General features: G+C 69.8%; 15 protein-coding genes and 1 pseudogene. 10 read left to right on the top strand and 6 right to left on the bottom strand.

Going from position 1 to position 22,223, the window contains the following annotated elements; translation table 11 throughout:
- Positions 1 to 8 precede the first annotated feature (8 nt).
- The 3 genes from glpK to ACFY5B_RS14935 all read right to left on the bottom strand — a co-directional run bounded on the left by glpK (position 9) and on the right by ACFY5B_RS14935 (position 3,461).
- A complete protein-coding gene (glpK, locus tag ACFY5B_RS14945; RefSeq protein ID WP_389968953.1) occupies positions 9 to 1,547 on the bottom strand; it encodes a glycerol kinase GlpK in 1,539 nt (512 codons plus the stop codon).
- A gap of 83 nt (positions 1,548 to 1,630) precedes the next feature.
- On the bottom strand, positions 1,631 to 2,425 hold the full coding sequence (locus tag ACFY5B_RS14940) for an MIP/aquaporin family protein (RefSeq protein WP_389968951.1): 795 nt from the start codon (positions 2,423 to 2,425) through the stop codon (positions 1,631 to 1,633).
- A 262-nt stretch (positions 2,426 to 2,687) separates the two neighbouring features.
- On the bottom strand, positions 2,688 to 3,461 hold the full coding sequence (locus ACFY5B_RS14935) for an IclR family transcriptional regulator (RefSeq protein WP_362240650.1): 774 nt from the start codon (positions 3,459 to 3,461) through the stop codon (positions 2,688 to 2,690).
- A gap of 305 nt (positions 3,462 to 3,766) precedes the next feature.
- On the opposite strand from ACFY5B_RS14935, the gene metH reads away from it, so the two are divergent.
- From metH to ACFY5B_RS14915, 4 genes are all read left to right on the top strand, one after another.
- The gene (metH, locus tag ACFY5B_RS14930) at positions 3,767 to 7,282 is read left to right on the top strand and encodes a methionine synthase (RefSeq protein WP_389968948.1); all 3,516 of its coding nucleotides are present in this window, start codon (positions 3,767 to 3,769) and stop codon (positions 7,280 to 7,282) included.
- A gap of 170 nt (positions 7,283 to 7,452) precedes the next feature.
- On the top strand, positions 7,453 to 8,154 hold the full coding sequence (locus tag ACFY5B_RS14925) for an HAD family hydrolase (protein ID WP_389968946.1): 702 nt from the start codon (positions 7,453 to 7,455) through the stop codon (positions 8,152 to 8,154).
- A gap of 409 nt (positions 8,155 to 8,563) precedes the next feature.
- Positions 8,564 to 10,168, top strand: coding sequence for an ABC transporter substrate-binding protein (locus tag ACFY5B_RS14920; protein ID WP_389968944.1), 1,605 nt, complete (start codon positions 8,564 to 8,566; stop codon positions 10,166 to 10,168).
- 107 nt (positions 10,169 to 10,275) lie between these two features.
- Complete coding sequence (locus tag ACFY5B_RS14915; RefSeq protein WP_389968943.1) at positions 10,276 to 11,859, top strand: ABC transporter substrate-binding protein; 1,584 nt, start codon at positions 10,276 to 10,278, stop codon at positions 11,857 to 11,859.
- A 70-nt stretch (positions 11,860 to 11,929) separates the two neighbouring features.
- Here the strand turns inward: ACFY5B_RS14915 and ACFY5B_RS14910 are convergent, their stop codons facing one another.
- Positions 11,930 to 12,601 (bottom strand): response regulator transcription factor, encoded by a 672-nt coding sequence (locus ACFY5B_RS14910; protein ID WP_208031337.1) that lies wholly within the window; start codon positions 12,599 to 12,601, stop codon positions 11,930 to 11,932.
- A gap of 14 nt (positions 12,602 to 12,615) precedes the next feature.
- Positions 12,616 to 13,699, bottom strand: a pseudogene (locus ACFY5B_RS14905) (RecB family exonuclease).
- Positions 13,700 to 13,887: 188 nt separating this feature from the next.
- On the opposite strand from ACFY5B_RS14905, the gene ACFY5B_RS14900 reads away from it, so the two are divergent.
- The 3 genes from ACFY5B_RS14900 (at position 13,888) to ACFY5B_RS14890 (ending at position 17,665) form a co-directional block, all read left to right on the top strand.
- Entirely contained in the window at positions 13,888 to 15,816 is a 1,929-nt protein-coding gene (locus tag ACFY5B_RS14900) for a site-2 protease family protein (protein WP_389968941.1), read from the top strand.
- A 39-nt stretch (positions 15,817 to 15,855) separates the two neighbouring features.
- Positions 15,856 to 16,758: a tRNA (adenine-N1)-methyltransferase gene (locus tag ACFY5B_RS14895; RefSeq protein WP_031141913.1), complete on the top strand. Its 903-nt coding sequence runs from the start codon at positions 15,856 to 15,858 to the stop codon at positions 16,756 to 16,758.
- 328 nt (positions 16,759 to 17,086) lie between these two features.
- Positions 17,087 to 17,665 carry a hypothetical protein gene (locus ACFY5B_RS14890; protein WP_389968939.1) on the top strand — a complete coding sequence of 193 codons (579 nt, stop codon included), beginning with the start codon at positions 17,087 to 17,089 and terminating at the stop codon, positions 17,663 to 17,665.
- Positions 17,666 to 17,724: 59 nt separating this feature from the next.
- Here the strand turns inward: ACFY5B_RS14890 and ACFY5B_RS14885 are convergent, their stop codons facing one another.
- On the bottom strand, positions 17,725 to 18,030 hold the full coding sequence (locus ACFY5B_RS14885; RefSeq protein ID WP_389968937.1) for a ferredoxin: 306 nt from the start codon (positions 18,028 to 18,030) through the stop codon (positions 17,725 to 17,727).
- A gap of 245 nt (positions 18,031 to 18,275) precedes the next feature.
- On the opposite strand from ACFY5B_RS14885, the gene arc reads away from it, so the two are divergent.
- The 3 genes from arc (at position 18,276) to ACFY5B_RS14870 (ending at position 22,186) form a co-directional block, all read left to right on the top strand.
- A complete protein-coding gene (gene arc / locus ACFY5B_RS14880; protein ID WP_389968935.1) occupies positions 18,276 to 20,042 on the top strand; it encodes a proteasome ATPase in 1,767 nt (588 codons plus the stop codon).
- A gap of 235 nt (positions 20,043 to 20,277) precedes the next feature.
- Positions 20,278 to 21,789 (top strand): depupylase/deamidase Dop, encoded by a 1,512-nt coding sequence (dop, locus tag ACFY5B_RS14875; protein WP_389968933.1) that lies wholly within the window; start codon positions 20,278 to 20,280, stop codon positions 21,787 to 21,789.
- A gap of 178 nt (positions 21,790 to 21,967) precedes the next feature.
- Positions 21,968 to 22,186, top strand: a complete 219-nt coding sequence (locus ACFY5B_RS14870) for a ubiquitin-like protein Pup (protein WP_019757212.1) — start codon at positions 21,968 to 21,970, stop codon at positions 22,184 to 22,186.
- Positions 22,187 to 22,223: the final 37 nt, after the last annotated feature.

Raw genomic sequence — 22,223 nt, 5'->3', positions numbered from 1 at the left:
GCTGTTTCTTACTCCTCGTCCTCGAGCCAGCCCATGGTCCGCTCGACGGCCTTGAGCCAGTTCTTGTACTCACGGGCGCGGGTCTCCGCGTCCATGCGGGGGGTCCACTCGGCGGCCCGGCGCCAGTTGGCGCGCAGGTCGTCGGTGCTGTTCCAGAAGCCGACGGCGAGACCGGCGGCGTAGGCGGCGCCGAGGCAGGTGGTCTCGGCGACCATCGGGCGCACCACGGGGGCGTCCACGAAGTCGGCGAGGGTCTGCATCAGCAGGTTGTTGGAGGTCATGCCGCCGTCGACCTTCAGGGCGGCCAGCTCCACGCCGGAGTCCTTCGTCATGGCGTCGGCGATCTCGCGCGTCTGCCAGGCGGTGGCCTCCAGGACGGCGCGCGCGAGGTGCGCCTTGGTGACGTACCGGGTCAGGCCGGCGATCACACCGCGGGCGTCGGAGCGCCAGTACGGGGCGAACAGGCCGGAGAAGGCCGGCACGAAGTAGGCGCCGCCGTTGTCCTCGACCGACAGGGCGAGGGTCTCGATCTCCGCGGCGGTGGAGATCAGGCCCATCTGGTCGCGCATCCACTGCACCAGCGAACCGGTGACCGCGATCGAGCCCTCCAGGGCGTAGACCGTCTTCTGGTCGCCGATCTTGTAGCCGACCGTGGTCAGCAGGCCGCTGTAGGAGTTGATGATCTTGTCGCCGGTGTTCATCACCATGAAGGTGCCGGTGCCGTACGTCGACTTGGTCTCGCCCTCGGCGAAACAGGTCTGGCCGAACAGGGCGGCCTGCTGGTCGCCGAGCGCGGAGGCGACCGGGATGCCGCCGAGCAGGTCGCCCAGCTTGCCGCCGGTGATCTCGCCGTAGACCTCGGCGGAGGAGCGGATCTCGGGCAGGATCTGCTGCGGGACGCCGATGGACTCGCAGATCTTGTCGTCCCACTGCATGGTGTGCAGGTTCATGAGCATCGTGCGCGAGGCGTTGGTGACGTCGGTGACGTGCTTGCCGCCGTCGGTGCCACCGGTCAGGTTCCAGATGACCCAGGTGTCCATGGTGCCGAAGAGGATGTCGCCCGCCTCGGCGCGCTCCTTCAGGCCGTCGACGTTGTCGAGCAGCCAGCGGGCCTTCGGGCCGGCGAAGTAGGAGGCCAGGGGCAGGCCCGTCTCGCGGCGGAAGCGGTCCTGGCCGACGTTGCGGCCGAGCTCGCGGCAGAGGGCGTCGGTGCGGGTGTCCTGCCACACGATGGCGTTGTGGACGGGCTCACCGGTGTTCTTGTCCCACAGCACGGTCGTCTCGCGCTGGTTGGTGATGCCGATGGCCTTGATGTCGTCGCGGGTGATGCCGGCCTTCTCGATGGCCCCGGCGACGACCTCCTGGACGTTCGTCCAGATCTCGGTGGCGTTGTGCTCGACCCAGCCCGGCTTCGGGAAGATCTGCTCGTGCTCCTTCTGGTCGACGGAGACGATCCGGCCGTCCCGGTCGAAGACGATGCAGCGGCTGGAGGTCGTGCCCTGGTCGATGGCGGCGATGAACGGGCCGGCGGTGTGCGCGTCGGTCACTGTGTGCTCCTGGTAATTCCGGGTTTATGGGGCTTTACGTACGGCGCGTGCTGGAAGTTTCCCGACAGGGCGGGGAATCGCTCCTAGGCGAATGCGACGTTGTAGATGCCCGCCGCGATGGCGCCGCCGATCAGCGGACCCACCACGGGGACCCAGGCGTAGCCCCAGTCGGAGCCGCCCTTGTTGGGCAGTGGCAGCAGGGCGTGCACGATGCGCGGTCCGAGGTCACGGGCCGGGTTGATCGCGTACCCCGTCGGGCCGCCGAGGGAGAGGCCGATGGAGACCACGACGAGCGCGGTGACCAGGGCGCCCAGGGTGCCCAGGCCATTGCCCTTGTCGTTCAGGCCCTGGGTGAGCACGGCGAGCACCAGCACGATGGTGCCGATGATCTCCGTCGCGACGTTCTGCCAGGCGACCCGGACCTCGGGGCCGGTGGAGAAGACGCCCAGCACGGGACCGGCGCCCTTCTCCTGGGCCTCGACGGCCTTGGCCGCGGTGTCCTGCGCACCAGGGCCGCCGACTATCTCGCGGTCCGTGAGGTGAGCGTGGAACTGACCGTAATAAGCGATCCAGACCAGGGCCGCGCCGATCATGGCGCCGAGGACCTGTCCGGCCCAGTAGACCGGGACGTTCTTCCAGTCGCCGTCCTTGATGGCGATGGCCAGGGTCACGGCCGGGTTCAGATGGGCACCGGACAGCGGTGCCGAGGTGTAGACGGCCGTGAGCACCGCGAAGCCCCACCCGAAGGTGATGGCGAGCCAGCCGGCGTTGCGTGCCTTGGAGGCCTTCAGCGTGACGGCGGCACAGACGCCGCCGCCGAGGAGGATGAGTATGGCGGTACCGATGGTCTCGCCGATGAAGATGTCGGAGCTGGACACCCGCGACTCCTTTGTCCTACGTCCAGGGAAGTTCGATACCGGCCTGGCGTTGTCACACTCTAGCGCGTATTGCCGGTAGCTGTTCGACAATGTCGACCGATGGACGGGAGTCTTGCTTCGGCGTTACGAGCACGTCAAGGGCTGTGGACTCGAAAATCTGATCGTTACTGATCGCCGCCGACCCGGTGATCTTTGCCGCAGGTGAGCCCGGACATGCCGGGGACCGGAACGCCGTACGACGCCCCGGTCCGCTCGTGTGCCCTCAGAACCGCCCGGCGCCCAGGTCTCGCGAGACCGCGCGGGCGCAGTCGCGTACCGCCGCGATGAGCTCGGGCCGCAGTGCTCCCTCGTCGTCGGGCCGGCACAGCCGCTCCACGGCGCCCGTGATGCCCACCGAGCCGACCGGCATGCGCCGCCGGTCGTGGATGGGGGCGGCGATGGAGGCCACGCCCTCCCAGGTCTCCTCCACGTCCGCCGCGTACCCGCGCGCTCGTGTGACGTCGAGGATGTGCTCGAAGCCCTCCGGCTCGCACACCGTCCGGTCGGTGAACGCCTTGCGGTCGGCCTCCAGGGCCTCGCTGTGCGCCACCGGGTCGTAGGCGGACAGCACCTTGCCCAGGGCCGTGGAGTGCAGCGGCTGCATGGCCCCGATCTCCAGGACCTGCCGGCTGTCGTCGGGCCGGAAGACGTGGTGCACGATCAGTACACCCTGCTGGTGCAGGACGCCGAGGTAGACGCTCTCGCCGCTGGAGCGGGCCAGGTCGTCCGCCCACACCAGGGCGCGCGCCCGCAACTCGTGCACATCCAGATAGGTGGTGCCCAGGCGCAGCAGCTCCGCGCCCAGCTGATAGCGCCCGGAGGCGTCGTCCTGCTCCACGAAGCCCTCCTGCTGGAGGGTGCGCAGGATGCCGTGGGCGGTGCCTTTGGCCAGGCCCAGCGACGAGGCGATGTCCGACAGGCCGAGCCGTCGCTCGCCGCCCGCGAGCAGCCGCAGCATCGCGGCCGCCCGTTCGAGCGACTGGATGTTCCGTGCCATCGCCGTACTGCCTCCGTCCCCTTCGACCGCCGACGAGCGTCACCACAGCCCTCGTTCGGCAATGTCGAACACTACCGGTCGATGCCGACCTCCCGCTAATGGCTGGCCGCCATTTGTTGCACCCGGGTGACCGACATGTCACCCGTATGGCCGTTCCGATGCCACCGGAGTCCGCCCCGTGGACGCGCTGCCCATCCAAGCCCACTCCCGGTTACGCTGGCGCGGTGCGCCCTTCGCCGGATGCCCCCGTGGCTGTCCGGGAAGCCGCAAAGCCGACAGCCGTCGCATCCGAGGGAGCCTCTTTCATGGCCGCGTTGCCGCCGACCCCTTCCACCGACAGCCGGGCCCGTGTGTCCGCGCTCCGAGAAGCCCTGGCCACCCGAGTGGTCGTGGCCGACGGAGCCATGGGCACCATGCTCCAGGCGCAGGACCCCACACTCGAGGACTTCGAGAACCTCGAAGGCTGCAACGAGATCCTCAACCTGACGCGGCCGGACATCGTCCGTTCGGTCCACGCCGAGTACTTCGACGCCGGTGTGGACTGCGTGGAGACCAACACCTTCGGCGCCAACCTCACCGCCCTCGGCGAGTACGACATCCCCGAGCGCGTCACCGAGCTGTCCGAGGCCGGCGCCCGGATCGCCCGCGAGGTGGCCGACGAGTTCACCCGCAGCACCGGACAGCAGCGCTGGGTGCTCGGCTCGATGGGCCCCGGCACCAAGCTGCCCACCCTCGGCCACACCACCTTCGGCGCCATCCGGGACGCCTACCAGCAGAACGCCGAGGGCCTGCTCGCGGGAGGTGCCGACGCACTGCTCGTGGAGACCACCCAGGACCTCCTCCAGACCAAGGCCTCCGTCATCGCCGCCCGCCGGGCCATGGAGGCCACCGGCCACTCCGTACCGCTGATCGTCTCGGTCACCGTCGAGACGACCGGCACCATGCTGCTCGGCTCCGAGATCGGCGCGGCCCTGACCGCGCTGGAGCCCCTCGGCATCGACATGATCGGCCTGAACTGCGCCACGGGCCCGGCCGAGATGAGCGAGCACCTGCGCTTCCTGTCCCGGCACTCGCGCATCCCGCTGTCCTGCATGCCCAACGCGGGCCTGCCGGTGCTGACCAAGGACGGCGCGCACTACCCGCTGACCGCGCCCGAGCTGGCCGAGGCGCAGGGCACCTTCGTCCGGGACTACGGTCTCTCCCTCGTCGGCGGCTGCTGCGGCACCACCCCCGAGCACCTGCGTCAGCTGGTCGAGCGCGTCCGGGACGTCGCTCCCACCGAGCGCGCCCCGCAGCCCGAGCCGGGCGCGGCCTCCCTCTACCAGTCGGTGCCGTTCCGGCAGGACACCTCCTACCTGGCCATCGGCGAGCGCACCAACGCCAACGGTTCGAAGAAGTTCCGCGAGGCCATGCTGGAGGGCCGCTGGGACGACTGCGTGGAGATGGCCCGCGACCAGATCCGCGAGGGAGCGCACATGCTCGACCTGTGCGTGGACTACGTCGGCCGCGACGGCGTCGCCGACATGGAAGAACTGGCCGGCCGCTTCGCCACCGCCTCCACCCTGCCCATCGTGCTGGACTCCACCGAGGTCGACGTCATCCGCGCCGGCCTGGAGAAGCTCGGCGGCCGCGCGGTCATCAACTCGGTGAACTACGAGGACGGCGACGGCCCCGAGTCCCGCTTCGCCAAGGTCACCGCCCTCGCCCAGGAGCACGGCGCCGCCCTCATCGCGCTCACCATCGACGAGGAGGGCCAGGCCCGCACCGCCGAGAAGAAGGTCGAGATCGCCGAGCGGCTCATCGAGGACCTCACCGGCAACTGGGGCATCCACGAGGAGGACATCCTCGTCGACTGCCTGACCTTCACCATCTGCACCGGCCAGGAGGAGTCCCGCAAGGACGGCATCGCCACCATCGAGGGCATCCGCGAGCTCAAGCGGCGCCACCCGAAGGTGCAGACCACGCTCGGCCTGTCCAACATCTCCTTCGGCCTCAACCCGGCCGCCCGCATCCTGCTCAACTCCGTCTTCCTCGACGAGTGCGTCAAGGCGGGCCTGGACTCGGCGATCGTGCACGCGTCGAAGATCCTGCCGATCGCCCGCTTCAGCGAGGAGGAGGTCCAGACGGCCCTGGACCTCATCCACGACCGCCGCGCCGAGGGCTACGACCCGCTGCAGAAGCTCATGCAGCTCTTCGAGGGCGCCACAGCGAAGTCCCTCAAGGCCGGCAAGGCCGAGGAACTGGCCGCCCTGCCGCTGGACGAGCGCCTCAAGCGCCGCATCATCGACGGTGAGCGCAACGGCCTCGAAGCGGACCTCGACGAGGCGCTCCAGGAGCGGCCCGCGCTCGACATCGTCAACGAGACCCTGCTGGACGGCATGAAGGTCGTCGGCGAGCTGTTCGGCTCCGGCCAGATGCAGCTGCCGTTCGTCCTGCAGTCCGCCGAGGTCATGAAGACGGCCGTCGCCCACCTCGAACCGCACATGGAGAAGACCGACGAGGCCGGCAAGGGCACCATCGTCCTCGCCACCGTCCGCGGCGACGTGCACGACATCGGCAAGAACCTCGTCGACATCATCCTGTCCAACAACGGCTACAACGTCGTCAACCTCGGCATCAAGCAGCCGGTCTCCGCCATCCTGGAAGCCGCCGAGGAGCACAGGGCCGACGTCATCGGCATGTCCGGTCTCCTGGTGAAGTCCACGGTGATCATGAAGGAGAACCTGGAGGAGCTCAACCAGCGCGGCCTGGCCTCCGGCTACCCGGTCATCCTCGGCGGCGCCGCCCTCACCCGCGCCTACGTCGAGCAGGACCTGCACGAGATCTACGAGGGCGAGGTCCGCTACGCCCGCGACGCCTTCGAGGGCCTGCGCCTGATGGACGCCCTGATCGGCGTCAAGCGGGGCGTACCCGGCGCCAAGCTGCCCGAGCTCAAGCAGCGCCGGGTGCGGGCCGCCGCCCCGGTCGCCGTCGAGGAGCGCCCCGAGGAGGGGCACGTCCGCTCCGACGTCGCCACCGACAACCCCGTGCCCACCCCGCCCTTCCGCGGCACCCGCGTCATCAAGGGCATCCAGCTCAAGGAGTACGCGAGCTGGCTCGACGAGGGCGCCCTGTTCAAGGGCCAGTGGGGCCTGAAGCAGGCCCGCACCGGCGACGGCCCCTCGTACGAGGAGCTCGTCGAGAACGAGGGCCGGCCCCGGCTGCGCGGCCTGCTGGACCGGCTCCAGACGGAGAACCTGCTGGAGGCGGCCGTGGTCTACGGCTACTTCCCGTGCGTCTCCAAGGACGACGACCTGATCATCCTGGACGAGCAGGGCAACGAGCGCACCCGCTTCACCTTCCCGCGCCAGCGCCGGGGCCGCCGCCTGTGCCTGGCGGACTTCTTCCGCCCGGAGGAGTCCGGCGAGACCGACGTCGTCGGACTCCAGGTCGTCACCGTCGGCTCGCGCATCGGCGAGGAGACCGCGCGGCTCTTCGAGGCCAACGCCTACCGCGACTACCTCGAACTGCACGGGCTGTCCGTGCAGCTGGCCGAGGCGCTCGCCGAGTACTGGCACGCGCGCGTGCGCTCCGAGCTCGGCTTCGCCGGCGAGGACCCCGACGAGATGCAGGGCATGTTCGAGCTGAAGTACCGGGGCGCCCGCTTCTCCCTCGGCTACGGCGCCTGCCCCGACCTGGAGGATCGCGCCAAGATCGCCGACCTGCTCCAGCCGGAGCGCATCGGCGTCCAGCTGTCCGAGGAGTTCCAGCTGCACCCCGAGCAGTCCACGGACGCCATCGTGATCCACCACCCGGAGGCGAAGTACTTCAACGCCCGCTGAGCGGCCCGTCCGGGGCACGTCGCGGCGGCCCCCGGCGTATTCACGGTGTGCCCGGGGGCACAGCCGCTGAACGAGGCACTTCGCTCACGGACGACGTAGACTGGTCGGTCCACCGCAGGCCGGTTCCCTTCGTGGGAGCCGGCCTGACCGTCCCCCAAGGAGGTACGTGGATGACCAGTACGGTCCCCGCACTCGGTACCCGGTCCGCCGAAGGGTCGGCCCTGCAGGCCGTGCTCCTCGACATGGACGGCACGCTGGTGGACACGGAGGGCTTCTGGTGGGACGTCGAGGTCGAGGTCTTCGCCTCCCTCGGCCACACGCTCGACGAGTCCTGGCGCCATGTCGTGGTCGGCGGCCCCATGACCCGCAGCGCGGGGTTCCTCATCGAGGCCACCGGCGCCGACATCCCCCTCGACGAGCTCACCGTGCTCCTGAACGACGGCTTCGAGGAGCGCATCGACCGCGCCCTGCCGCTGATGCCGGGCGCCGGCCGGCTGCTCGCCGAGCTGTACGAGTACGAGATCCCCACAGCCCTGGTCTCCGCCTCGCACCGGCGCATCATCGACCGGGTGCTCACCTCCCTCGGCGCCCACCACTTCAGCCTGACGGTGGCCGGTGACGAGGTGCCGCGGACCAAGCCCCACCCCGATCCCTACCTGGCCGCCGCCGCCGGACTCGGCGCGGACCCGGCCCGGTGCGCGGTCATCGAGGACACCGCGACCGGAGTCGCCGCCGCCGAGGCCGCGGGCTGCCAGGTCGTGGCCGTGCCCTCCGTGGCCCCCATCGCCCCGGCCCTGCGCCGTACGGTCGTCACCTCGCTCGAAGAGGTCGACCTGACATTTCTGCACGGTTTGATGACGGAAATGCGCTAGGCGTTCACCCAGCGTGCAGCGGCGTTAGGGCGGCAATTCCGAAGGCGAATTCGAAGCTCTCCGGACGATCGAATTCCCGTACCCTCGAACCCGTTTACGCGTGTGACGTTCCCCACGCAATCCGGGGTCGACAGTCGATCCGGCGTGTGCTGCGCGCCCCCTCAAGGGGGTTGCCGGCGTGCCCTTGTGTCCCGATTGATGGAACGCTGCACCATAGCTTCCGCTGTCGGGTATTCAGTCTGTCCGCGCCCGGTTCCACAGCGTGATGGGAGCTCAACTCCGGTGGCTGCGAACCCTCCTGCCGGCCCGGACTAACCTCGTCGCGAGAACATCGCCCCACCCCCGTGATCCGCTGCGCCACCCCTGCATGCCGGGTACACGGAGTCGACAGCTCTGGAGAAACTCGAGCATGAACCGCAAGACTTTGGTGCTGCCGGCCGTGATCGGCTTGCTCGCGCCGGTGCTCGCCGCCTGCGGCGGGTCCGACAGCGGGAGCGGCGACAGCGACGCGATCGTTGTCGGCACCACGGACCGGTTCACCGCCTCGAAGGACGCTCCGGCGCCCCTCGACCCGGCCTACGCCTACGACGTCGGCACCTGGAACATCCTGCGCCAGACCGTGCAGACCCTGATGATCCAGCCGCGCGGCGAAGGCGAGCCGGTACCGGAGGCCGCCGAGCGGTGCGGCTTCACCGACACCGGCAACGAGCGCTACGCCTGCACCCTGCGCGACGGCCTGAAGTTCTCCAACGGCAACGCTGTCACCGCGGCCGACGTGAAGTACTCCATCGACCGCGCCCGCTCCCTCAAGGCCGACAGCGGCGTGTTCGCGCTGCTGTCCACCATCGACACCATCGAGACCCAGGGCGACCGCGAGGTCATCTTCCACCTCAAGACCGCCGACGCGACCTTCCCGTACAAGCTGTCGACCCCGGTCGCCGGCATCGTCGACCCCGACGACTACCCCAAGGGCAAGCTGCGCGACGGCTTCGACCTGGAGGGCTCCGGCCCGTACATCCTCAAGGCCGACGTCGAGAACAACGAGCTGGTCAAGGCCGAGTTCACCAAGAACCCCGACTACAAGGGGACCCTCGAGGTGAACAACGACAAGGTCGACATGGTGTCCTTCAAGGACGCCGACGCCATGGGCGAGGCCCTGGACAAGGGCGACATCGACCTGATGACCCGCGCCATGTCGCCGGATCAGATCCGCAAGCTCTCGGCGGACGCCGACACCGACATCGACCTCGTCGAGATGCCCGGCCTGGAAATCCGCTACCTGGGGTTCAACACCGACGCCCCGACGGTGAAGTCCAAGGCCGTACGCCAGGCGATGGCCCAGGTCGTCAACCGCAGCGCCCTGGTCTCCAAGGTCTACGGCTCCCAGGCCGAGCCGCTGTACTCGCTGGTCCCGGCCAGCGTCACCGGCCACTCCAACTCGTTCTTCAACAAGTACGGCGAGCCGAACGTCACCAAGGCCCGTGCCCTGCTCAACCGGGCGAACATCACCACCCCGGTGAAGCTGATGCTGCACTACACCACCGACCACTACGGCCCGGCTACCAAGAAGGAGTTCGAGGTCCTGCGCGACCAGCTGAACTCCAGCGGCCTGTTCGACGTCGGCATCAAGGGCACTCCCTGGGACACGTTCCGCCCGGCCGAGAAGAAGGGCGACTACGACGTCTACGGCATGGGCTGGTTCCCGGACTTCCCGGACGCCGACAACTTCCTCGCGCCGTTCCTCGACGCCGACAACACGCTCGGCTCGCCGTACGCCAACAGCCAGATCCGCAACACCCTGATCCCCGAGTCCCGCCGTGAGGCGGACCGGCTGTCCGCCTCCAGCAGCCTGACGGACATTCAGGACATCGTGGCCGGCGACGTGCCGGTGCTGCCGCTGTGGCAGGGCAAGCAGTACGTCGCCGCCCGCGACGACGTCACGGGTACCGCGTACGCGCTCAACTCCGCCTCGACGCTCCAGCTGTGGGAGCTCGGGCGGGGCGTGAGCGGCTGACGGACCCGCTGGATCCCCGGGGCCCCTGACCGCGGCCCCGGGGAACCGTGCCCCGGAGCCAGGAACACGCTCCGGGAGTTCTCGAGAACCGACGACAAGGCACACACGTGAAGATACGCAACCAGTGGCCGGTCCTGCCCATCGTGGCGGGGCTCGCCTCCGGACTGCTGACCGGCTGTGGCACGGAGAGCGGAGACTCCGCGGGGGACGGCTCCAACGTGGTGGTGGGGATGTCCGACGACGTCCTGGCCACGGACCCGGCCTCCGGCTACGACCCCGGCTCCTGGCTGTTGTTCAACAACGTCTTCCAGTCCCTGCTGAGCTTCCCCAAGGGCGCCACCGAGCCCCAGCCGGAGGCCGCCGAGAGCTGCGCCTTCAGCGACACGCAGACCCGGGTCTACAAGTGCACGCTGAAGGACGGCCTCAAGTTCAGCAACGGTGACGAGCTCACCTCCGAGGACGTGAAGTTCTCCTTCGACCGCATGCTGAAAATCAAGGACCCCGACGGGCCCGCGATCATGTTCCCCACGCTCGACAAGGTCGAGACACCGGACGAGAAGACGGTCGTCTTCCAGCTGAACACGGCCGACGCCACCTTCCCCAGCAAGATCGCCTCCGGCGCCGGCTCCATCGTCGACCACACCGAGTACGACGCGGGCAAGCTCCGCAAGGACGGCCAGGCCGTCGGCTCCGGCCCGTACAAGCTCGACTCGTTCGACGACGACCAGGCCGTCTTCTCCGTCAACGAGAACTACGAGGGCACCGCCAAGGTGAAGAACACCGGCGTGACGCTGAAGTTCTTCGACGGCGACCAGACCGCCCTGAAGCAGGCCATCCAGAACGAGGAGGTCGACGTCGCCTACCGCGGTCTCACCGCGGGCGACGTCGCCGACATGGAGAAGGCCGACGACGGCACCGGCACCGAGGTCGTCGAGGGCAGCAGCGCCGAGGTCCAGCACCTGGTGTTCAACATGGACGACCCGGTCGCCGGCAAGCTCGGCGTCCGCAAGGCCATCGCCCACCTGCTCGACCGCGAAGCCCTCATCAAGGACGTCTACCAGGGCACCGCGACCCCGCTGTACTCGATCATCCCGGCCGGTATCGCGGGCCACAACACGGCCTTCTTCGACACCTACGGAGCCCGCCCCTCCAGGGCCAAGGCACAGGCCGCGCTGCGCGAGGACGGCATCACCGGCAAGGTGAAGCTCACCCTCTGGTCGACCCCGTCCCGCTACGGCCCCGCGACCGACCAGGAGCTGAACGCCATCGCCGGCCAGCTCAACGCCAGCGGCCTGTTCGACGCGAGCGTCAAGTCGGTCCCCTTCGGCCAGTACGAGAAGGACATCGCCGCCGGCAAGTACGGCGTCTACGTGAAGGGCTGGGTGCCGGACTACCCGGACGCCGACAACTTCACGGCCCCCTTCTTCGGCGAGGGCAACGTGCTGAGCAACAACTACGACAACAGCACGATCACCGGCTCGCTCATCCCGCGCACCGCCGCCCTGACCAACCGGGCCTCCACGGACAAGGAGTTCGGGGAACTGCAGGACATCGTCGCCGACGAACTCCCCGTCCTGCCGGTGTGGCAGGCCAAGCAGTACGCGGTCGTCCGCGACGGCGTCTACGGCCTCGAGTACTGCCTCGACGCGTCGACGGTGTTCCGCTTCTGGGAGCTCAGCAAGGACGCCTGACGCACCGGCGTGAACAAGGGCGCCCCCCGCTCGGCGGGGGGCGCCCTTTTCGCATTTCGGCTCGCGCTCGCTACTGCGCGCCGGGGCGCACCAGTCCACTCTCGTACGCGTACACCGCCGCCTGCACCCGGTCGCGCAGGCCCAGCTTCGTCAGCACATGCCCGACGTGCGTCTTCACGGTGGTCTCACTGACGAACAGGTCGGCGGCGATCTCCGCGTTGGACAGCCCGCGCGCCACCAGCTTCAGCACCTCGACCTCGCGGTCGGTGAGCGTGTGCAGCGTGTCCGGCACCGGCTCCTCACCGGAGGGCAGATGCGTGGCGTACTTGTCGAGCAGCCGGCGCGTGATGCTCGGCGCGAGCATCGCCTCGCCCGCGGCGACGACCCGGATGGCCTGCACCAGCTCGTCGGCGGGCGCGTCCTTCAGCAGGAACCCGCTGGCACCGGCGCGCAGCGCCTCCACCACGTACTCGTCGAGGTCGAAGGTGGTCAGTACCAGCACCTTCGCCGGGCCGTCCCGCCCGGGCCCGGTGATCTGCCGGGTCGCCTCCACACCGTCCATCCGCGGCATGCGGATGTCCATCAGAACCACATCGGGCTGTAGCGCACGCACCTGGTCGAGTGCCTGCAGTCCGTCACCGGCCTCCCCGACGACCGCGATGTCCTGCTCGGCCTCCAGGATCATCCGGAAGCCGGTACGGAGCAGCGGCTGGTCGTCGACCAGTAGGACGCGGATGGCCACGTAAGTCTCCTTCGCTAGTCCGGCCCCATTCTGCCCTGCGCGGGCCCGCCGGACTCAGGCGCCCTCACCGGCGACGGGCTGCGCCGGAAGCTCCGCCGCGCGCACCGGCAGCGGATACGGCGGGGGAGTGCCCCCGAACTCCGGGCAGTGCGCCCGGTGGTCGCACCAGCCGCACAACTTCGTGGGGCGCGGCCGCCAGTCGCCCGTCTCGGTGGCGAGCCGGATCGCCTCCCACAGCGCCAGCAGCTTGCGCTCCACCCGCTCCAGGTCGGCGAGGACCGGGTCGTACGTCACCACCTGGCCGCTGCCGAGGTAGACCAGCTGCAGCCGCCGGGGGACCACGTTCTTCAGCCGCCACACCACCAGGGCGTAGAACTTCATCTGGAACAGGGCACCCTCGGAGTACTCCGGCCTGGGCGCCTTCCCCGTCTTGTAGTCGACGATCCGGACCTCGCCCGTGGGCGCCACGTCGACCCGGTCGATGATGCCGCGCAGCCGCAGCCCGGACTCCAGCTCGGCCTCGACGAACAGCTCCCGCTCGGCCGGCTCCAGACGGCTGGGGTCCTCCAGGGTGAACCAGCGCTCGACGAGCTGCTCCGCCTCGCCCAGCCAGCGCGCCAGCCGCTCGCCCTGCGGATCGTCGGCGAACAGCTCCACGACCTCCGGCCGCGTCTCGCGCAGCCGGTCCCACTGGCCGGGGATCAGCGACTTCGCCCGGGGCGCCGTGCGCTCGGCCGCCGGGGCGTCGAAGAGCCGCTCCAGGACCGCGTGCACCAGGGTGCCGCGGGTCGCGGCCTCGCTCGGCTTCTCCGGCAGCCGGTCGATCACCCGGAAGCGGTAGAGCAGCGGGCACTGCATGAAGTCACTGGCACGCGAGGGGGACAGCGAGGCGGGCGGTATGGCGGCGGACCCGGTCACGAGGGCGCTCACGGCGGCGGTCTCGGCCGCTGCCTCCGCCACCGGCCGGGCCTCGGCCTCCGTCTGTGCCTCCGCCGCCGTCTCCACTGCCGTCTCCGCGGGCCCCGCCGGGACCGGCGGATCCACCGCCGCGGCCGGGTTGCTCTCGGGCTGCGCCGCGCCCTCGGTGCTCGTCTCCATGCCCCAGACCATACGGCCCGCCACTGACAGTGACCCGGCCGTGTTCCGTGGGGGAAGCCGGGAGAGGAGGTCGACGTACGGGAAACACAGGGGTGCCGGGGCGAAACGCACCACGACGGACGCATACCATCGACTCGAGACCCTCCCGTCCGGCAGGTGCGGGAGACGCTTCGATCGAGGGGACACCGGTGGACGAGAGCGGCGGGCGCGGGCGGCCGCGGTCCGGCAACGACGAGTCGGCCGAGCGCCACGCGGGGCGTCCGGGCCGGGCCACCGACCCGATCCCCGCCGACGAACAGCCCACGGACGAGCGCCCCTTCCCCGCCGAGCAGCCCGCCCCGGAAGCGGAACCAACCGGTCCGGCCGCGCCCGCCGGCACTCCGGCGCCGGACTCCCCGACATCCCCTGCGGACGCCCGGCGGGGCGACGCGGCAGCGGACCCGAACTCCGCCGCCGCCCCACAGGACGCCCCGACGCCGGGCGACGGGGCCCTCGCCCCCACCGAGCCCGCAGCGAGCCGCCCGCCGCAGGGCGACACCCACCCGGACCGCGCCTACGCCGACGTCCCGCACACGGCACCGAGCGACGCCGACGACGGCGTCCCGCACACGGCACCGAGCCACGCCGACGACGGCGTCCCGCACACGGCACCGAGCGATGCCGACGACGGCCTCCCGCAGGCTTCACCCGCCCCGGGAGAGCGCACCGACGGCGATGCGCCGCAGGGCGACACCCACCCGGACCGCGCCTACGCCAGTGGCCCGCACTCGGCACCCGCCGCCGGGCGGCCCGAGGCGGACCGGCTGCGCAAGGCAGACGCACCGGCCCCGGGTTCCGATGACCCGGACCAACCGCCGCGCCCTCATGCCCCCGCCCACCCGGACCACCACCCCGACCCTGCCCCGCACGGCGACCGCCCCCTCGCGCACTCCGCCGACGGCAAGGGCCCCGCCCCCCAGCGGCCGGAGCCCCGGGGCGGGCTGCTCATGGGGCGGCCCTTCGGGGTGCCCGTGTACGTCGCGCCGAGCTGGTTCCTCGTCGCCGCGCTGATCACCTGGGTGTTCGGAGGCCAGCTGGAGCGCGTGCTGCCCGAGCTCGGCGCCGCCCGCTACCTGGTCTCCCTCTTCTTCGCGGTCGCCTTCTACGCCTCCGTGCTCGTCCACGAACTGGCCCACACGGTCGCCGCCCTCCGCTTCAAACTCCCGGTCCGCCGCATCCAGCTCCAGTTCTTCGGCGGCGTCTCCGAGATCGAGAAGGAGGCCGAGACCCCCGGCCGCGAATTCGTGCTGGCCTTCGTCGGACCCCTGCTCTCCCTGGTCCTCGCCGGCGCCTTCTACGCCGCCCTGCTGGCCGTGGAACCCGGCACCGTCCCGGGTGTTCTGCTCGCCGGCCTGATGATCTCCAACCTCATCGTGGCCGCGTTCAACCTCCTGCCCGGCCTGCCCCTCGACGGCGGCCGCATGCTCCGGGCCGTGGTCTGGAAGATCACCGGCAAGCCGATGACGGGCACCATCGCCGCCGCCTGGGTCGGCCGCGCCCTCGCCGTCTCCGTCCTCATCGGGCTGCCGCTGCTGACCCAGTCCGGCGCCCTCGGCACCGACGCCGTCGACAACGTCGGCATGGACACCGTCCTCGACGCCCTGCTCGCCGCCATCCTCGCCGCGATCATCTGGACCGGCGCCGGCAACAGCCTGCGCATGGCCCGCCTGCGCGAGCACCTCCCCGAACTGCGCGCCCGGGCCCTCACCCGCCGGGCGGTCCCCGTCGAGACCGACACCCCGCTCTCGGAGGCCCTGCGCCGCGCCAACGCCGCCGGGGCCCGCGCCCTGGTCGTCGTCGACGCCGACGGCAAGCCCCTCTCCCTCGTCCGCGAGGCCGCCATCGTCGGCGTCCCCGAGCACCGCCGCCCCTGGGTCGCCGTCAGCGGCCTCGCCCAGGACCTCACCGACGGCATGCGCGTCTCGGCGGAACTGTCGGGCGAGGAACTCCTGGACGCGCTCCGGGCGACCCCCGCGACCGAGTACCTGGTCGTGGAGGAGACGGGCGAGATCTACGGCGTGCTGTCGGCGGCCGACGTGGAACGGGCCTTCGTGAAGGCGATGGCCAGGCCCAGCTGAGTGGTCGGAGCCCCCCTCCGGGACCGGTAGGCTGGTCACATGTCCGAACCGACCGGTGCCGCCCGCAGGCGCGGGCCCTTCAAGGTCGGGGACCAGGTTCAGCTGACCGACCCCAAGGGCCGCCACTACACGTTCACGCTCGAGGCCGGGAAGAACTTCCACACCCACAAGGGTTCCTTCCCGCACGACGAACTGATCGGCGCTCCCGAGGGCAGCGTTGTCCGCACCACGGGGAACGTCGCCTACCTCGCGCTGCGCCCCCTGCTCCCCGACTACGTCCTGTCCATGCCCCGCGGCGCCGCCGTGGTCTACCCCAAGGACGCGGGGCAGATCCTCGCCTTCGCCGACATCTTCCCCGGCGCGCGCGTCGTGGAGGCGGGTGTCGGCTCCGGCTCGCTCAGCAGCTTCCTGCTGCGGGCCATCGGCGACCAGGGCATGCTGCACAGCTACGAGCGCCGTGCCGACTTCGCCGAGATCGCCCAGGCGAACGTGGAGCGCTACTTCGGCGGCCCGCACCCCGCCTGGCAGCTCACCGTCGGCGACCTCCAGGACAACCTGTCCGACGCCGACGTCGACCGCGTCATCCTCGACATGCTCGCCCCCTGGGAGTGCCTGGAGGCCGTCTCGAAGGCGCTCGTCCCCGGCGGCATCCTGTGCTGCTACGTGGCGACCACCACCCAGCTCGCCCGGACCGTCGAGTCCATCCGCGAGATCGGCTGCTTCAACGAGCCGACCTCCTGGGAGACGATGATCCGCAACTGGCACATCGAGGGTCTGGCCGTCCGCCCGGACCACCGGATGATCGGCCACACCGGCTTCCTGCTCACCGCCCGCCGCCTCGCCGACGGCGTCGAGCCGCCCATGCGCCGCCGCCGCCCCGCCAAGGGCGCCTACGGCGAGGACTACGCGGGCCCCAACGCCGACGGCGGCACCGCCCGCTGAAACGGCCCGCCACCGCCTGCAACGCATCGGCGCCGTGCCGGAGTTCCCGGATCCGTACCGGAACTCCGCCACGGCGCCCTTTCGTTGCCGCCCGGGTGAACCCTCGTCCGACGCAGTTGACCTGCCGCACAGGCCATGACGGCCCAGAGCCCGCCGCGGGAAGGGCGTGACAGGGGCACGGCCCCACGGGCCCGCTGACACAGCGGCAGGAACCGCAACCCCTCAGACTTCCCCGGCCCAGGACATGCACACCCCGCCGTTCCCTCGGGCTGTGACGTGTGGCACCATGCTGGCCACCCCACCGGCACAGCCTCAGGAGACCCTCCTAGTGCAGTCTTCCGCCGTCCCGGAGCTCGCCCACACCCACACCCGCCCCATCCACTGGCTCGCCACCGCGACGGCCGTCGCCGGCGTCGTGGCCTTCTCCTCGGTCCTGCAGCCCGGCGCGGCGACGGCGGCCCAGCCGGCCGCCCCCGAGACCAAGAGCGCTCCGGCGCACCTGACTCCGCCCGACCCGGCCGCGGTGGCGTTCCCCATCGAGTGCGGCCCGGTGAAGGCCGTGGTGAAGAAACGGGCTTTCGGAGACCTCGACGGCGACGGCCGGCCCGAGACGGTGGCCGTGGTCCACTGCGACTCCCCGATGGGCACCCCGCCGGACGGGGTGTACGTCGTGACGCGCGACGCCGACGGCGGCGAACCGCGCGTCGTGGCCACCCTGCTCGACCCCGAGGACGGCACCACCGTCACCGACTTCGCCGTACGCGACGGCGCCGTGACGGCCACGCTCCTCGGCTACTCGTCGGCCGACGTGCCGCGTTGCTGCCCCGACGTGAAGAGCGACGCGAAATGGCGTTGGCAGGGCGGCTCGTTCGTCCGCTCGACGCCGGCCGGAGCCCGCAGCGCATGAGGCATGTGCGACGGCGCGTGTGAGATATCAGACAGGAGTGACGGAACGTAGAGAAGCAGTCACTCCGCGTCCGGGCCGTAGACCTCGGTCCTGTCCGAAACCCGACGCACGTGGATGCAGTCGCCCGGACACTCCTTCGCGGAGTCGATCACGTCCGTGAGGAGCGGCAGCGGAACGGGCGTTGTCGCTCCCTTGTCCTGGAGCAACTCGTCGTCGGCGCTCTTCACATAGGCCAGACCGTCGATGTCCAGCTCGAACACCTCGGGCGCGTACTGGGCGCAGATGCCGTCGCCGGTACACAGGTCCTGGTCGATCCAGACCTCCAGCTCCTCGCCTTCCGCCCCGGCCACCTGCTGCACGCTCATCTCTCCTGCCGTTTCTCCGCCGAGCCGGGTCGGGAATCCGGCCAGCTCCGGCGGGTGTTGAACAGTTCGACCCTACCTTCGCCTGGGTTCCAATCATGTTCGCTGGGTATTCCCCTGGCGTGAGGGAGAGCGCAAGGGTGAAGATCGGACACACCCCGACCGTCTTTGTGATCTAGGGGTTTCAATCGACACCCGCCCAGGTAGGGTCTGGAAGCGTCCAGCTCCCCTTGGAGGAGGTGAGGACCGTGGCAGCCCACGACGACGACATGAACCGCGGCATCCGCCCGGGACGCGGGTCCGACGACCCGGCCGGGCAGATCGCTTACCTTGAGCAGGAAATCGCCGTCCTGCGGCGCAAGCTCGCCGACTCTCCGCGACACACGAGGATTCTCGAAGAGCGGATCGTCGAGCTGCAGACCAATCTGGCCGGCGTGTCCGCGCAGAACGAACGACTCGCCAACACGCTCCGTGAGGCCCGTGACCAGATCGTGGCCCTCAAGGAGGAGGTCGACCGGCTCGCACAGCCGCCGGCCGGCTTCGGGGTCTTCCTGACGGCGAACGAGGACGGCACCGCCGACATCTTCACCGGCGGCCGCAAGCTCAGGGTGAACGTCAGCCCCAGCGTCGAGCTCGAAGAGCTCCGGCGCGGCCAGGAAGTAATGCTCAACGAAGCGCTCAACGTGGTCGAGGCCATGGAGTACGAGCGCGTCGGTGACATCGTCACCCTCAAGGAGATCCTCGAGGACGGCGAGCGGGCCCTCGTGCTCGGGCACACCGACGAGGAGCGGGTGGTACGGCTCGCCGAGCCGCTGCTGGACGTGAACATCCGGCCCGGTGACGCCCTGCTGCTCGAACCCCGCTCGGGCTACGTCTACGAGATCGTTCCGAAGAGCGAGGTCGAGGAACTCGTCCTCGAAGAGGTCCCCGACATCGGATACGAACAGATCGGCGGTCTCGGCGGCCAGATCGAGGCCATCCGCGACGCGGTCGAGCTGCCGTACCTCTACCCGGACCTGTTCAAGGAGCACGAACTGCGGCCGCCGAAGGGTGTCCTGCTGTACGGGCCCCCCGGATGCGGCAAGACACTCATCGCCAAGGCCGTGGCCAACTCGCTGGCCAAGAAGGTCGCCGAGGTGACCGGCCAGGCCCAGGGCAAGAGCTTCTTCCTCAACATCAAGGGCCCCGAGCTTCTGAACAAGTACGTCGGTGAGACGGAGCGGCAGATCCGCCTCGTCTTCCAGCGGGCCCGTGAGAAGGCCAGCGAGGGCACCCCCGTCATCGTCTTCTTCGACGAGATGGAGTCCCTCTTCCGCACCCGTGGCTCCGGTGTCAGCTCGGACGTGGAGAACACCATCGTCCCGCAGCTGCTCGCCGAGATCGACGGTGTGGAGGGCCTGCAGAACGTGGTCGTGATCGGCGCCTCCAACCGTGAGGACATGATCGACCCCGCCATCCTGCGGCCCGGCCGGCTCGACGTGAAGATCAAGATCGAGCGTCCGGACGCCGAGGCGGCCAAGGACATCTTCGGCAAGTACCTCACGGAGCGCCTCCCGCTGCACGGCGACGACCTCGCCGAGCACAGCGGCTCCAAGGCCACCACGGTCCAGAGCATGATCCAGACGGCTGTGGAACACATGTACGCCGAGTCCGAGGAGAACCGCTTCCTGGAGGTCACCTACGCCAACGGTGACAAGGAAGTCCTCTACTTCAAGGACTTCAACTCCGGCGCCATGATCGAGAACATCGTGGGCCGTGCCAAGAAGATGGCGATCAAGGACTTCCTCGAGAAGAACCAGAAGGGTCTCCGCGTCTCCCACCTCCTCCAGGCCTGCGTGGACGAGTTCAAGGAGAACGAGGACCTGCCGAACACCACCAACCCGGACGACTGGGCGCGAATCTCCGGAAAGAAGGGCGAACGGATCGTGTACATCCGTACGCTCATCACCGGAAAGCAGGGCGCGGACACCGGACGCTCCATCGACACGGTGGCGAACACCGGTCAGTACCTGTAAAAGGCAGGGCGGCTGCGGGTGCCCTCGGCGGGTACCCGCAGCCGACTGTTTTTCCAGGCCACGGCTGGAGCAACGCAATGACGCAAATGATCTCCCCACCAGCGCAAAGGCGTTCTAGGCTCTTGCGTACCGCCGAGTCGCGCAGTGCGGGGACGGGCACCGCACACGCAACCGAGCGCCAGCGGTATCTGAGTGGCGCCCACGACCGAGGGTGCCGCCGGGCAAGGAGGGCCGCATGACCGTACGGCGAGTAATGGGCATCGAGACGGAGTACGGGATCTCCGTCCCCGGCCACCCCAACGCCAATGCCATGCTCACCTCGTCCCAGATCGTGAACGCCTACGCGGCGGCGATGCACCGGGCCCGCCGGGCTCGCTGGGACTTCGAGGAGGAGAACCCGCTGCGGGACGCACGAGGCTTCGACCTCGCCCGCGAGGCCGCCGACTCCAGCCAGCTCACCGACGAGGACATCGGCCTGGCCAACGTGATCCTCACCAACGGTGCACGGCTCTACGTCGACCACGCGCACCCCGAGTACAGCTCCCCCGAGGTGACCAACCCCCGGGACGCCGTCCTCTGGGACAAGGCCGGTGAACGGATCATGGCCGAGGCCGCGGAACGGGCCGCCCAGCTGCCCGGTGCCCAGCCGATCCACCTGTACAAGAACAACACCGACAACAAGGGCGCGTCCTACGGCACGCACGAGAATTACCTGATGAAGCGGGAGACCCCCTTCTCGGACATCGTGCGCCACCTGACACCGTTCTTCGTCTCCCGTCAGGTCTTCGCCGGAGCCGGCCGCGTCGGCATCGGCCAGGACGGGCACGAGCACGGCTTCCAGCTCAGCCAGCGAGCCGACTACTTCGAGGTCGAAGTCGGCCTCGAGACGACGCTCAAGCGCCCGATCATCAACACCCGCGACGAGCCGCACGCGGACGCCGAGAAGTACCGGCGCCTGCACGTGATCATCGGCGACGCGAACCTGTCGGAGATCTCGACCTACCTCAAGCTGGGCACCACCTCGCTGGTGCTGTCGATGATCGAGGACGGTTTCATCGCCGTCGACCTGGCCGTCGACCAGCCCGTCCGCACCCTCCACCGGGTCTCGCACGACCCGTCGCTCAAGCGCCTGGTCACGCTCCGCAGCGGCCGCACGCTCACGGCGGTCCAGCTGCAGATGGAGTACTACGAGCTGGCGCGCAAGTACGTGGAGGAGCGGTTCGGGGCCGACGCCGACGACCAGACCAAGGACGTCCTGTCCCGCTGGGAGGACACCCTCACCCGTCTGGAGCACGACCCGATGAGCCTGGCCGGGGAGCTGGACTGGGTCGCCAAGCGCGAGCTCATGGAGGGCTACCGGCGCCGGGACAGCCTCGACTGGGACGCGGCGCGACTGCACCTGGTCGACCTCCAGTACGCCGACGTACGGCCCGAGAAGGGCCTGTACAACCGTCTGGTGGCCCGCGGGCGCATGAAGCGGCTGCTCACCGACGCGGACGTGGAGCGGGCCCGTACGGTGCCGCCGGAGGACACCCGTGCCTACTTCCGCGGACGCTGCCTGGAGCAGTACGCGGACGACGTCGCGGCGGCCTCCTGGGACTCGGTGATCTTCGACCTGCCGGGCCGGGATTCGCTGCAGCGGGTCCCAACCCTGGAACCGCTTCGCGGAACGCGTAATCACGTCAAGGAGCTCCTGGACCGCTGCCGCACCGCGGAAGACCTGGTCAGGGTCCTGTCGGGCGGGTGACCGCGCTGAGCGGGTACTCGTCGGGAACCGGCCGGACAGGGTGGAAAATCCCTGGTCCGGGAATCATCGAGGTGGTCCCCGTACGTTGGAGCAACTGCGGGGCCATTGTCAGACCCGGCGAGTAGGGTCTGATCTTGACCGAGCAACTGTGTCGGGCGAACCGAGCGGGGTGAGGGATATGGCGACCAAGGACACCGGCGGCGGACAGCAGAAGGCCACACGGTCCACCGAGGAGGTCGAGGAGCAGGCGGCGGAGACGCAGGCTTCCGAGGACCTCAAGGAGCGTCAGGAGAAGCTGAGCGACGACGTGGACTCGGTTCTGGACGAGATCGACGACGTACTAGAGGAAAATGCCGAGGATTTCGTTCGGAGCTTCGTGCAAAAAGGTGGGCAGTAAAGGCGGATGGCGCGCTCTAGCCTTTGATCTGAAGGTA

This window comes from Streptomyces sp. NPDC013187 (assembly GCF_042899705.1).
Classification (GTDB): Bacteria; Actinomycetota; Actinomycetes; order Streptomycetales; family Streptomycetaceae; genus Streptomyces; species Streptomyces hawaiiensis_A.
Note: the sequence above shows the minus strand (reverse complement) of the source record. Positions and strands in the feature narration are given on the sequence as shown.

Coding starts and splice junctions, on each gene's coding strand:
- ACFY5B_RS14935 (WP_362240650.1), bottom strand. CDS start 3,461: ATGGCACGGAACATCCAGTCGCTCGAACGGGCGGCCGCGATGCTGCGG.
- metH (WP_389968948.1), top strand. CDS start 3,767: ATGGCCGCGTTGCCGCCGACCCCTTCCACCGACAGCCGGGCCCGTGTG.
- ACFY5B_RS14925 (WP_389968946.1), top strand. CDS start 7,453: ATGACCAGTACGGTCCCCGCACTCGGTACCCGGTCCGCCGAAGGGTCG.
- ACFY5B_RS14920 (WP_389968944.1), top strand. CDS start 8,564: ATGAACCGCAAGACTTTGGTGCTGCCGGCCGTGATCGGCTTGCTCGCG.
- ACFY5B_RS14895 (WP_031141913.1), top strand. CDS start 15,856: ATGTCCGAACCGACCGGTGCCGCCCGCAGGCGCGGGCCCTTCAAGGTC.
- ACFY5B_RS14885 (WP_389968937.1), bottom strand. CDS start 18,030: ATGAGCGTGCAGCAGGTGGCCGGGGCGGAAGGCGAGGAGCTGGAGGTC.
- dop (WP_389968933.1), top strand. CDS start 20,278: ATGACCGTACGGCGAGTAATGGGCATCGAGACGGAGTACGGGATCTCC.
- ACFY5B_RS14870 (WP_019757212.1), top strand. CDS start 21,968: ATGGCGACCAAGGACACCGGCGGCGGACAGCAGAAGGCCACACGGTCC.